Below are 12,146 nucleotides of genomic sequence, written 5' to 3' on the forward strand. Positions count from 1 at the left end.
CGGTATTTACGGTATTGATCAACAGGAGAGGGGGAGGACGCAGTGCGTATGGCAGAGGATTATATGAGGCTGCGCCGGTCATTTGCAGCGCACGGGGACGAGCAGATGTTCAGCATTACGATGGGAAAATTGGCCGGAGCGCTGTTCTGTACACCGCGCAATGCCCGGCTGATCCTGTCACGGATGACGGAGGCGGGATGGATTGCTTTCCAGCCGGGACGGGGCCGAGGTAATCGATCTGCGCTGATGTTCCTCCGTCCTGCAGCAGATGTAATGCTGGAGGAGGCCAGAGCCCGGGTGACCGCAGGTGATGTACAGGCTGCCTTTGACTGGGTGCATGAATATGAGTGGGTCGCTGCTGTGCGGGAGGACTTTTTGCCGTGGCTGACGTCGTATTTTGGATATTCGGCAGAACGCAGCGATTCGGAGCAGATGGTGGAGACGCTGCGCCTGCCCATTTACCGGCCGATTGTCTGTCTGGACCCGGCAGATGCGGTATTTGCCTTTGATACGGAACTGGTAGAGCAGCTGTACAGCCGATTGACCGGCTACGATACCGCTGCAGAACGTGTAACCGCAGGGCTGGCGCATCACTGGGAATGCAGCGGGGAGGGGACCATATGGACCTTTTACCTGCTCAAAAATACAAGCTTTCACAGCGGACAGGAACTGACGGCGGAGGATGTAGCTGTCAGTCTGGAACGCCTGCGTACCGATGCCCATGCACACAGCTGGCTGGTGGAACAGGTCAATGAAGTACGCGTAGTGAGTCGTTATACATTACAGATGGTGCTGCATCGTCCGAATATGTATTTTGATCTCTATATGAGCCACACCGGAGCCTCGATTATACCGACAGGCAGCCATCCGGGAGCAGAGCTGCCTGTCGGTTCGGGAGCTTACCGGATCATCAGCCGTCAGCCGGGGAGATGCGTGCTGGAACGATTCTCCGGCTATTACGGCCGCAATGCCCTGATTGACCGGATCGAGATTATGATCGTCCCGGAGCAGGAAGCGGAATACGCGATCGGTCCGGCCCCGGGAACATTGACTGTCATCACCGGAGAAGTAGGTATCCAGCCATCCTCAGACCTGCTGCGCCAGCAAAATGTTACCGGTGTATCCCTGCTGTCCGTGAACAGGCGCAAGCCGGGGATACTGGAGGACCGCTGGCTGCGGCAGGCATTGGTGCAGGGGATCGACCGGAGGCGCATGATGCATGAACTGGGCGATACACGGGTCGCTGTCGCCTCGGGTCTGCATCTGACGAGCAGGCAGCACCAGCTGCATACATACGAGGATAGGCAGGGAGAAGCGAAGATGGATGCAGATGATCTGTATGAGCTTCGGCAGGCGTTTCATGCTCTTCAGCATTCCGGTTATGAAGGTGAGCTGCTGCAGCTATATACCTTTCAGCGGCATAAACGGGATGCCTGCTGGCTGCAGGCGTCGTACGGGGAACTGGGGATTCGGATCGAAGTACATATTGTGCCGTGGGCCGAGCTGAATCAGCCGCATATCCGGGAGCAGGCCGATCTGATCCTGTTCGAAGCAGTGCTGAGCGGCGGCATGCTGCGTCAGCTGGAATATGTGCATTCTGCCCAGAGCCTGCTCCGCAGCCGGCTTCGGGATGGGGCGGCAGAGCAGGTCGACGGGATCAGCAGGGAATGGCTATGCTCATGCCCGGATTCCCGCCCGGATACCGGTACGACCAGCGAATCATCCGAAGAGCAGGAGATCAGGCAGTCGACAGCATGGCTGCAGCAGATCGAGACGGTACTGCTGGATGACTGCAGTATCGTCCCGCTGGTGGAGCGCTCGGCCATACTGCTGCATCACCCTTCCCTGCGCGGCGTCAGGATCAATGAACGGGGCTGGACGAACTTCCAGCAGCTGTGGTTTTGCGGCAATCCATAAGCGGAATGTATGATATAGCATTTGCCGAATAGATGGATCGTGGATGACATCGGAAGAAAGAAAGACGGAAAGGTAGGGAAAGCCGCATAAATAGAGCGGAAAGTGGAAACCTGAGCTGCACGATTTACCCTTTTTCGTAAAATAGGGTACCGCTATACTGATCTTAAAAGAATTGCAGCCACAGTGCAGGAGGAGATTGTTATGCTGAATCAGGTAAATATGGAAAAGCTGGATACACTGGAGGGAGAACTGGATCATTTTGCGGACTTGCTGGTAGCTGTTGTGGATGATAGAGCATCCATCGGATTCCTGCCGCCGCTTGGCAGGGAAGAAGCGAGAGTCTACTGGCAGAGCGTGAACAGCCCGGAAGTGATTCTGCTGGCAGCCCGCTCCGGTGGACGGTTAGCCGGAACGGTGCAGGTTCATCTGTGTACCAAGCCCAACGGAAGCCACCGCGCCGAGATTGCCAAGCTGATGGTGCACCCGGATTACCGCCGCCATGGCATCGCCCGTCAGCTGATGCTGGAAGCGGAACAGGAAGCACGCCTTGCGAATCGCTCGCTGCTCGTACTGGATACACGGGATGGCGATCCATCCAATCTGCTGTATCAATCGCTCGGATACATTCAGGGTGGACAGATTCCTTTTTTCGCCCGCTCGGAGACAGGTTCGCTGGATGCGACGAATCTGTATTACAAAATGCTGGATGAAAAGCTGTCCGGTCGTCCGCTCTGATCGATGTGTATATTATGACAGGCTGCAGCAGGCATTTGCCGTCTGGCTGTCTTTTCTTTGTCTGCTGCTGTCGGTTCATGTCAAGACAATCCCGGTAAAAGGGTCTACAATGGATAAAGATTTGTTTTCATATGATCTAAGGCGGTCCAAGGATTCGCCGACAAAATATACAGCCGGAGCAACGATGACCCGGCTCGTTTCCATAGGAAAAAGGAGCAAAAGCAATGACCAAAATCGGACTCATCATGCGTAAAATTCAATTCACCGAGAATCAGGGACCCCGCGTATTTGCAGAGCGACTCAAGGCGCTCAGTGCGGAGCTGGGTGTGGAGATCGTCTTTATTTCCCCGGAGCGTCATGTCAGCGGTTATGACTGGCTGCCCGGCTATGAACACGAGAAAGGCGACCTGGTCAATTACGATATCGTGCTCGACCAGATTCACAGCCACAACATCGACCATGTGATCTACACGGTATCCGGCTTTACTTTCCTCAAAATGTTCCTGCCGAACAGTGTATTGTTCCCGCACAGCTTCCCCGATCCGGCGCTGACCGGCTACGAGATGATGAAGCCGTTCTACACGATGGTGGACAAAGCGGTCGTACAGACTCCGTTTCTCAAAAGACAGATGGCTGCCCAGTTCGGCATTACCGATGTGGATGTGATTCCGATCGGATTCAGCGAAGAGCTGGCCCGGAAGCACTTTAATCCGGATGAAGTGGTGGACAACCGGGTACTGTGGATCGGACGGGATGAAGAGAATCGCCGCCCGGATCTGCCGATTGAATATGCACGTCGTAACCCGGATAAGGAAGTGTTCATGGTATTCGGAGGCGAACGGTACCGGGAAAGCATGAAGAAATACGACATTCCTGCCAACGTCAAGCTGCAGTTTGCCCTGTCCCAGGATGAAGTATTCCAGCTGATGAACTCGGCCAAGGTGTACTGGAGCAGCTCGCGGTTCGATACATTTGCGATGCCGCTGACCGAAGCGCTGGCAATGGGCAAAATTGTCGTGAAGCCCGAGCATCCATGCTATGACCATATCAGCTCGGCGCATTCCTTTGCCGGCAATGAGCGCAACTGGTTCGAACTGGTCAATATGGCGGTGGCGTCGCCGCGCCGCTATTCCCAGGACAACCGGGATTATGCCTTTGAGACGTTCTCGGGCAGCATTATGAAAGAAGGATACCGCAATTTTTACTCGGAGTGGCTGAAATAAGCATGTATCCATGATCACAAGGGGGAAAAAGGATGACAGAGCAGCAGCGAATTGCCGTCATTGCCGATGTACACAGCAATATTCTGGCACTGGATGCGGTACTGCGTGATATCGATAGACAGGGGATTCGGCACATCTATAACCTGGGAGACAGTGTATATGGCCCGATGGAACCTGCACAGACTGCGCAGCGTCTGATTGAGCGCGGCATTGTGTCCATTCGCGGCAATCAGGATCGGGTTATGCTGGAACCCCGGCAGTCATCGCCGCATTCCACCTTTGACGACGTGCTGGAGGATCTGCAGCCTGCCCATATGGAGTGGCTGATGGGTCTGCCGGAACATATGGTAATAGGTGAAGAGATCTATGCCTGTCATGGTACACCGCAGGCAGATGATGTGCCTTTGCTGGAAAATATTACGGCTGCAGGCGTACATATGCGTTCGGATGAACAGTTGATGGAGATGCTGCAGAGTATCGGGCAGAACATTATTGTGTGCGCCCACACCCATGTGCCGTGTACCCGCTATTTGCCGGACGGGCGACTCATTCTAAATCCCGGCAGTGTCGGACTGCCTGCTTACGAAGATGATCTGCCGTATCCCCATGTGATGGAATCCCATACTCCGCATGCCCGGTATGCCACCCTGGAAAAGGATCAGGGACAGTGGAAAATCACCCATCACCTCGTTCCCTATGACTGGGAATCCGCCGCCCGGCAGGCCGAGCAGAGACAGCGTCCCGACTGGGCGGTTGCTCTGCGGACAGGTAGAACATTACCCTTTTAGCAAGCAGCATGAAATGGGATGCGGCTCATCCCGCGATGCTGTTCATGTCTGGCTGGGTAGTCCATAACCAGCAATATGCCTGATCAAGCAATCCATATGCTATATTCCAAATTCCAAATGTTCAATGACAGGAGACGATTTGATGACAACTCTACGCAAAGCGATTATTGATACGGATACGGCAGGCGACGATACGATCGCCATTTTGACAGCCTTGCATCATTTTGATGTGCAGGGCATTATGATGACCGGTGGCAATGTACAGTTTGACCAGCAGGTGGAGAATGCGCTTTATACGATTCAGGTAGCCGGCAAAGGCGGAGCAAACGGCAGCATCCCTGTCTACAAAGGCTGCGAGCGTCCGCTGATGATGACATGGAATGCGGAGTCCCACCGGACGGTCGAGGATGTGCATGGCAGTGACGGCATGGGCGGGGCCAATTTCCCCAAAGCACTGCAGCGTCCGGCAGACGGCCATGCGGTGGATTTTCTGATTGAGACGGTGCATCGTTATCCGGGCGAGATTCATCTGCTGGCGATCGCGCCGCTGACCAATATCGCGATGGCGATCCAAAAGGACCCGACCATCGTACCGAAGATTCCGCATCTGTATGTGATGGGCGGTACGAATAATGCGCTTGGCAATATTACGCCTGCTGCGGAATACAACTTCTATGTAGACCCGGAAGCAGCTCATATCGTGCTGCGCTCCGGCATTCCGACGACGATGGTTGGCTGGGAGATGTGTACGCGCTATTCCCTGATGGATGATAACGATCATGCGGAGATTCAGGCGCTTGGCACCGCGGGTACGCAATTTTTTGCCGATGTGAACAAGGTCGTCATGAAGTTTAACAAAGAAGTGCACCGGCTGAACGGCACGACCCACCCGGATACGCTGCTGATGGCGGTGGCTGCGAATGAAGCGGTCATGACGGAATCACATGAGTACTTTGTCGATGTGGAGACGAAGGGCGAATGGACACGCGGATACAGTGTGGTGGATATTAACGGACGTCTCGGACAGCAGCCGAATGTGCGTGTTTGCGAATCGATCGACCGTGATGCATTCAAGCAGATGCTGATCGACGTGCTCACAGCGATTTATTGAGTCATATAAAAAAAAGATATTTATTTGTCCAAAAGTTTAGATATCATAAAATCCCGGTTTTTTTCGGGCGTAAAAAGTATTTTAGGTATAAAAACCCCCATATAAATACCTGTATAGCAACTAAAAATGATCTAAAAGTATTTATTTACCTTATTATTAATTGTATATTAAAAGAAAATATACCATAATTCGACAAAATAATTGATATTTTTATAAAATAGGACTTTAGATATGTGTAGCCGAGTGACCATATAACCGATAACTTAAACATTAAGTCGAATTGTTTAGGGGAGCTGTCAATGAGTTTCAAACTGAGGACCATACTGGTTGTCGTATTTATTGTATTATCGCTGGTGCTGTCCGGTACGCTCGGTTGGGTGATGAACCGTTATGCCGTTAACAGTATGAAAGAAGAAATAGGGGATTCTTTATTCAGTACTGCGCATAATACGGCAGACAAGCTGGACAACTTCATGTGGTCACGATCAGGGGAAATGGACTTGCTGGCCAAGCTGCCGGTATTCCACGATTCGAACAACACGAACGAAGTGCATGAGATGCTGGATCAACTGCAATCGAGCTTTCCATCCTTTTCCTGGATCGGCTATACGGATATTCACGGAAAGGTACTGGCTTCTACGGATAATATTCTGCTCGGTGCAGACCTGTCCGAACGTCCGGTCTACAAGGAAGGGATCAAGAGGAAATTTATCGGAGACGTACATGATGCAGTACTGCTGGCCAAGCTGCTGCCCAATCCGAGCGGTGAACCGCTGCAGTTCGTGGATATCAGTCTTCCGGTTATGAATAATCAAGGCCAGAAGATCGGCGTTCTCGCTGCTCATATGAGCTGGGATTGGGCACGTGAAGTCAAGCAGTCGGTCATGGAATCTTTCCGCCAATCCGACAAGGATATTGAGGTGCTGATCGTCAGTCAGAAAGATCAGGTGGTACTGCTAGGACCCGATGGTCTGGTCGGCCAGACGCTGCCGCTCAGCAGTGTGCAAAAAGCCCAGTCCGGACAATCCGGCTGGCAGTTGGAGCAGTGGCCGGATGGCAATTCTTATCTGACCGGATATGCGTATGGCGATGGTTATATGGATTATCCGGGACTTGGCTGGACTGTGCTGGTGCGTCAGCCGGAATTAACAGCGCTGGCAGCCGTCGCGGATATCAATACATTTACAATCATTGCAGGCGTGATAGCTGCCGCTGTATTTGCTCTGATTGGCTGGTTCCTGGCGAACAAAATTTCGCTGCCGATTCGTGAACTGACCGGACGGGCAGATCGTCTGAGCAAACGGGAGATGGTGGACATTCCGGTCCGCCGCAGCTTCCATGAGATCGAGATCCTGTCCCGCTCGCTGCGGACGATGGTGAGTTCGCTTGTGCAAAAGGATGTCGAGCTGGATAATATGCAGGCGATCGCTCATTATGATCATCTGACCGGACTACCGAACCGTAATGCGCTGGAGACGTATCTGGAGCATACACTAGCGGTGCATGAGGGCAATGAGGAACAGCAGCTCTGCTTCCTGTATATCGATCTGGATGGATTCAAAAAAGTCAACGATAGTCTGGGTCACCAGGCCGGAGACGTACTGCTGCAAAAAGTCGCCCAGCGTCTTACCAGTCTGTCTCGTGAAAATGATATTACCGTCCGTCTGGGCGGGGATGAATTCCTCGTGGTACTGCACGCCTCTTCGGAACATCCATACGATGAAGCCCGGACCTATGGAGAGCAGATCATCAGCCTGCTGAACAAGCCTTTTGTGCTGGAATACCAGAAAATTAATATCGGCTGCAGTATCGGCGGTGCGATCTACACGATCGACAGCGACAATCCGATCGAGATTGTGCGCATGGCCGATCAGGCGCTGTACCAGTCCAAGCGTGCCGGCAAAAACCGGATTACTTTTTACAACGATGAATCTTTTCCGCAGTCTGCGATGTAATTGGGAAAATGGACTATATTCTTATGAAATATACTATAATAAAACAAAAGAGCCTATACGGGCTCTTTTTGTTTTATTACTGCAAATTGATTACCGTAAATGTGATTCGCATTTGCTTGATTCATGATACGTCCCTGACTTAGGAACGATGGGGAGAAGCAAACGGTTAGGGAGCACCAATTATCTGCAGACAGAAGGATATAATAATATGGCACACTCCATATGGATCATACCGCCGATAGACTTTGTGCTACCCGGCGATCCGTCTGCCGACCACCAGTATAATAAACAGTACAATCAATGAAGAGATAATAATAATGAGCGACAGAACCAGGTAGCCGAGTGCATCCCAGCCGTATTGGAACAGGCTGAACAGCATCAACAGAGCGCCGATCAGCACGCCAATCAGGCCGGGGATATAACGGGCACCTGCAGAAGAGGGCCGGCGGCGAATCAGCACAATGCTGATAATTAACAGCACCAATGCCAGACCTGCTCCCATATAGACAAGCTGTATCAATAGTGACACCTCTATTCATTTCAGATTATCTATGCCGCCGCTTTACGGGCGGGTATAACCTTTGGATAGACGATAGAACAGCTGGAACAGCAGCACCACCAGTCCGATCAGCGATGTACTGATCAGCGCCAGGCAAAAGGCAAGCATGCCTGTCCAGCTCTCATCATTACCGGCAGGAACGATCATCCATAACAGAATCATACTGGCAGCCAGGGCAAGCAGTCCCGGACAAAAGCGGAAAAAGCGCGGCTGTGGAGCAATTCTCGTGAGCAGCAGTTCGATTAGATAGATCAGTACGCCGGCGCCTATCCCTGCGTATACGAGTTGATGGATCGGTTGCATGATTATCCTCCTTTATGTTTTTAGATACATGATAAAATGTAAAAAAAATCCTAATATGTATCCCTAAGTATATCACAGTATACGGAATGAATTGGAAAGGATAAATCATCCACTTTTGAAAAGGAAAATGCGCTGATTATTACATAGTTAGTATATTTATAAATATTTTATAATAACATATCCGTATAATCGTATTTTATTCTTCTAAATTCCAGAAAATGCCTTTTGAATAGGTTTTAACAATAAATATTAGTTAGCAATACACTTCTATATTATTATGCTTTATTTAGAGTCTCTAAAAGAAAACGTTTACTTTTTTGACGAAAAGGGTATCCTTAATTATGATAAATGGCTTTGAATGAAATATGCAAAACTGTCAGCTCTTGCAAGAAGCAAATTGGTTTTTCCAACTTTAAGCATATTGTAAGCGCTTTATGATAGAGCTATTCTATTATCCGACAGAACTGTATATTATGCAAAGCACTGATAAGCTGTGTGCTCCGGTCCTGCGGACGACGGCGATCAGACAGTAGGTATCTATCTTGAAGGGGATGTTAGCATGAGAAAATGGGGAAGTGCATGTCTTGCAGGCTTATTGATCATTCTGACCCTTGCAGCCTGCAGTGGCGGCGGCAACAATGCCAGCGGCGTGGTGGAACTGGAGTTTTTCCAGAACAAGCCCGAAGCCAAGGGTACTTTTGACAAGCTGGTAGCCAAGTTTAACGAAGAGCATCCGAATATCCACGTCTCCCAGGTGAATCCGCCGGATGCCGAGACCGTACTTAAGACACGTGTCGTCAAAGATGATATTCCCGACATTATCGGACTGGGCGCGACCGATACATACTCTCTTCTGGCCCAAAGCGAAATTTTCCTTAACCTCACGAATGACCCTCTACTCCAGAATATTGATCCCAAATATGTACAGATGCTGACCGATGTGACCGGTATGCAGGAAGTGACAGGTGTTCCGTTTGCCCTTAATGCCAGCGGCGTCATCTACAACAAGGAAATCTTCCAGAAGCTCGGCCTGTCCGTACCCAAGACCTGGGACGAACTGATCGCAACAGCCAAAAAAGCCAAGGAAGCCGATGTCATCCCGTTTTATTTTACCTACAAGGATGACTGGCAGACCAACCTGCCGTTCAACGATATGGGCGGTACCCTGGTCGGTATTGATTTCTACAAGGAACGCCGCGAGAACAAGACGACTTTCCTATCGGCCTATCAGGAAGTGGCCAAAAAGCAGCTGGAGCTGCTCAATTACGGACACAGCGACAATTTTGGTAAAAGTTATGCCGATGGTAACCGTGCTTTTGGTAACGGGGAAGCGGCTATGTATATCCAGGGAAGCTGGGCGATCTCCGAGATCCGCAAAGTCAATCCGGATATCGATCTGGGATTTTTCCCACTGCCTGCCAGCAATGATGAAGCCCAGAACAAGCTGACGGCCGGTGTGGATACGCTGCTCGCCATCTCCAATCAGACCGAGCATCCCGAAGAAGCCAAGCAGTTTATCGCGTTTCTGCTGCAGTCGGAGAACAGTCAGCAGTATATCGATGAACAGAATCTGTTCTCCGCGGTAGACGGTGTACAGCAAAAGGATGAGAGCGTAACCGGACTGCTGCCGTATTTTGAACAGGGTAAAATTGTCGACTTTGTCGATCACTATATCCCGAGTGCAGTACAGCTGAACCCGAATGTGCAGGCGTTCCTGCAGAACAAGGATATCGATGCATTCCTCGGTACGCTGGACAAGGAATGGGACAAGGTAGCTGCGCGCAGGGCGAGCTGATCTGCTGCCATATGATGCAATGTAATGATGGGAAGCCAAGAAGGGAGAGGAAGACACATGTCCAAACGGATGTCCACCTATTACTGGATGACGATTCCGGCCGTATTGCTATTCTTTCTATTCCTGACGCTGCCGGCGATTCAGGGGGTCTATTATTCATTTACGAACTACAACGGATTCGGTAAAACGTATGATTTTATCGGCTTGCGCAACTATATCAACCTGTTCACGGATAATGTGGTCGGTGATGCGTACTGGTTTACGATCAAGTTCGCGGTTGTGGTCACCATTCTCGTTAACGTATTCAGCCTCCTGATCGCACTGGGGCTGAATGCGAGCATCAAATTCCGGAACTTTTTCCGGGGTATTTATTTCCTGCCGAATATTCTGAGCGTACTGATCGTGGGTTACATATTCAACTATCTGTTCTCCAACGTATTTACCGTATGGGGACAGTCTCTGGGCATCAACGCATTGTCCACGAACATACTCGGTAATGAAAATCTGGCCTGGATCGGCATCGTGATCGTAGCGGTCTGGCAGAGTATCGCGCTGAATACGATTCTGTATCTGGCCGGTCTGCAGACGATCTCCAAGGATATGTACGAAGCATCCAGTCTGGATGGGGCCGGTAAATGGCGCGAATTCTGGAGCATTACGTTCCCGCTGATCGCTCCGTTCTTCACGATCAATATGGTACTGGCGATGAAAAATGCACTGATGGTGTTCGACCAGATCGTCGCCTTGACGAATGGCGGACCCGGACGGGCGACCCAGTCGATCTCTTTCCTGATCTATACCGGCGGATTTGAAGGTGGAGAGTTCGCGTATCAGTCGGCGAACTCGGTTATCTACTTTATCGTTATCGCCGTGATCTCGATTCTGCAGATTCGCTTCCTGCAAAGAAGGGAGATGGACATGTAATGAAGGAAAATGCACGCATCAACTGGCCGATTAATATACTGGTTGCCATCGGGACGCTGATCATTCTGTTCCCGCTTTACATGGCACTCACGATTGCACTCAAAGACCCGCAGCAGATGGCCCAGTCGCTGTTCGGCCTGCCGAAACAGTGGCGGTTTGATAACTTTGCCAATGCGATTGAGGTGACGAACTTCTTCCAGGCATTCCGCAACAGTGCGCTGGTAACGACAGCGACGGTCGTGCTGACGCTGCTGACCAACTCGATGGTCGCGTATGCGATCGGACGCAATATGGAGCGCAGCAAGTTTTTCAAAGGACTGTATTTCTACTTTGTCAGCGCGATGTTCATTCCGTTCCCGATCATTATGCTGCCGATCGTCAAGCTGACCGCATCGCTGCATATGACCAATCTGGTCGGTCTGACGATTCTGCATACGGTGTATGCGCTGGCATTTAACGTATTTGTATATGTCGGCTATATTCGCTCGATTCCGGTAGCGCTGGAAGAAGCGGCAACCGTGGATGGAGCGACTACCTGGGGGACGTTCTGGCGGATCATTTTCCCGCTGATGGCCCCGATCAATGCGACAGTCGGTATTCTGGTCTGCCTGTCCACGTACAACGACTTTCTGCTGCCGCTCATTATTATCAGTGACCAGGATATGTACACGCTGCCGCTGGTACAGTATATTTTCCAGGGACAGTTCAATACGGATTATAATCTGGCCTTCGCCTCGTATCTGCTGGCGATGCTGCCGATGATCATCATTTATCTGTTTGCACAGAAGTGGATCATTAGCGGAGTAACACGCGGCTCGGTAAAATAAAGACGGGTG

General features: G+C 50.9%; 11 protein-coding genes. 9 read left to right on the forward strand and 2 right to left on the reverse strand.

Annotation, left to right across the window (positions count from 1 at the left end; genetic code table 11):
- The first annotated feature begins 48 nt into the window (after window positions 1-48).
- The 6 genes from M1D61_RS01805 (at window position 49) to M1D61_RS01830 (ending at window position 7,729) form a co-directional block, all read left to right on the forward strand.
- Window positions 49-1,917 carry an ABC transporter substrate-binding protein gene (locus M1D61_RS01805; protein WP_458120923.1) on the forward strand — a complete coding sequence of 623 codons (1,869 nt, stop codon included), beginning with the start codon at window positions 49-51 and terminating at the stop codon, window positions 1,915-1,917.
- Window positions 1,918-2,118: 201 nt separating this feature from the next.
- On the forward strand, window positions 2,119-2,652 hold the full coding sequence (locus tag M1D61_RS01810) for a GNAT family N-acetyltransferase (protein WP_458120924.1): 534 nt from the start codon (window positions 2,119-2,121) through the stop codon (window positions 2,650-2,652).
- Between the two features lie 224 nt (window positions 2,653-2,876).
- Window positions 2,877-3,875, forward strand: a complete 999-nt coding sequence (locus tag M1D61_RS01815) for a glycosyltransferase (protein ID WP_458120925.1) — start codon at window positions 2,877-2,879, stop codon at window positions 3,873-3,875.
- A gap of 32 nt (window positions 3,876-3,907) precedes the next feature.
- Window positions 3,908-4,663 carry a metallophosphoesterase family protein gene (locus tag M1D61_RS01820; protein ID WP_458120926.1) on the forward strand — a complete coding sequence of 252 codons (756 nt, stop codon included), beginning with the start codon at window positions 3,908-3,910 and terminating at the stop codon, window positions 4,661-4,663.
- A 142-nt stretch (window positions 4,664-4,805) separates the two neighbouring features.
- On the forward strand, window positions 4,806-5,774 hold the full coding sequence (locus tag M1D61_RS01825) for a nucleoside hydrolase (protein ID WP_458120927.1): 969 nt from the start codon (window positions 4,806-4,808) through the stop codon (window positions 5,772-5,774).
- Window positions 5,775-6,073: 299 nt separating this feature from the next.
- Window positions 6,074-7,729 carry a diguanylate cyclase domain-containing protein gene (locus tag M1D61_RS01830; protein ID WP_458120928.1) on the forward strand — a complete coding sequence of 552 codons (1,656 nt, stop codon included), beginning with the start codon at window positions 6,074-6,076 and terminating at the stop codon, window positions 7,727-7,729.
- A 250-nt stretch (window positions 7,730-7,979) separates the two neighbouring features.
- Here M1D61_RS01830 and M1D61_RS01835 read toward each other — a convergent pair whose 3' ends face one another.
- Together M1D61_RS01835 and M1D61_RS01840 are read right to left on the reverse strand one after the other, a co-directional pair.
- Window positions 7,980-8,249, reverse strand: coding sequence for a hypothetical protein (locus M1D61_RS01835; protein WP_458120929.1), 270 nt, complete (start codon window positions 8,247-8,249; stop codon window positions 7,980-7,982).
- Window positions 8,250-8,291: 42 nt separating this feature from the next.
- A complete protein-coding gene (locus M1D61_RS01840; protein ID WP_458120930.1) occupies window positions 8,292-8,591 on the reverse strand; it encodes a hypothetical protein in 300 nt (99 codons plus the stop codon).
- Between the two features lie 559 nt (window positions 8,592-9,150).
- On the opposite strand from M1D61_RS01840, the gene M1D61_RS01845 reads away from it, so the two are divergent.
- From M1D61_RS01845 to M1D61_RS01855, 3 genes are read left to right on the forward strand one after another with little or no spacing between them, the layout of a single operon-like run.
- Window positions 9,151-10,386, forward strand: coding sequence for an ABC transporter substrate-binding protein (locus tag M1D61_RS01845; protein WP_458120931.1), 1,236 nt, complete (start codon window positions 9,151-9,153; stop codon window positions 10,384-10,386).
- 57 nt (window positions 10,387-10,443) lie between these two features.
- Window positions 10,444-11,310 (forward strand): carbohydrate ABC transporter permease, encoded by an 867-nt coding sequence (locus M1D61_RS01850; RefSeq protein WP_458120932.1) that lies wholly within the window; start codon window positions 10,444-10,446, stop codon window positions 11,308-11,310.
- Complete coding sequence (locus M1D61_RS01855) at window positions 11,310-12,137, forward strand: carbohydrate ABC transporter permease (RefSeq protein ID WP_046212682.1); 828 nt, start codon at window positions 11,310-11,312, stop codon at window positions 12,135-12,137. Before M1D61_RS01850 ends, M1D61_RS01855 begins: the two co-directional genes overlap by 1 nt.
- Window positions 12,138-12,146 lie beyond the last annotated feature (9 nt).

The sequence above is a fragment of the Paenibacillus sp. Z6-24 genome, from assembly GCF_054161335.1.

Bases quoted from the DNA above. Each gene is read 5' to 3' on its own strand.
- M1D61_RS01855 (WP_046212682.1), top strand. From the start codon at position 11,310: ATGAAGGAAAATGCACGCATCAACTGGCCGATTAATATACTGGTTGCC.
- M1D61_RS01845 (WP_458120931.1), top strand. From the start codon at position 9,151: ATGAGAAAATGGGGAAGTGCATGTCTTGCAGGCTTATTGATCATTCTG.
- M1D61_RS01850 (WP_458120932.1), top strand. From the start codon at position 10,444: ATGTCCAAACGGATGTCCACCTATTACTGGATGACGATTCCGGCCGTA.
- M1D61_RS01825 (WP_458120927.1), top strand. From the start codon at position 4,806: ATGACAACTCTACGCAAAGCGATTATTGATACGGATACGGCAGGCGAC.
- M1D61_RS01840 (WP_458120930.1), bottom strand. From the start codon at position 8,591: ATGCAACCGATCCATCAACTCGTATACGCAGGGATAGGCGCCGGCGTA.
- M1D61_RS01805 (WP_458120923.1), top strand. From the start codon at position 49: ATGGCAGAGGATTATATGAGGCTGCGCCGGTCATTTGCAGCGCACGGG.
- M1D61_RS01830 (WP_458120928.1), top strand. From the start codon at position 6,074: ATGAGTTTCAAACTGAGGACCATACTGGTTGTCGTATTTATTGTATTA.
- M1D61_RS01815 (WP_458120925.1), top strand. From the start codon at position 2,877: ATGACCAAAATCGGACTCATCATGCGTAAAATTCAATTCACCGAGAAT.
- M1D61_RS01810 (WP_458120924.1), top strand. From the start codon at position 2,119: ATGCTGAATCAGGTAAATATGGAAAAGCTGGATACACTGGAGGGAGAA.
- M1D61_RS01820 (WP_458120926.1), top strand. From the start codon at position 3,908: ATGACAGAGCAGCAGCGAATTGCCGTCATTGCCGATGTACACAGCAAT.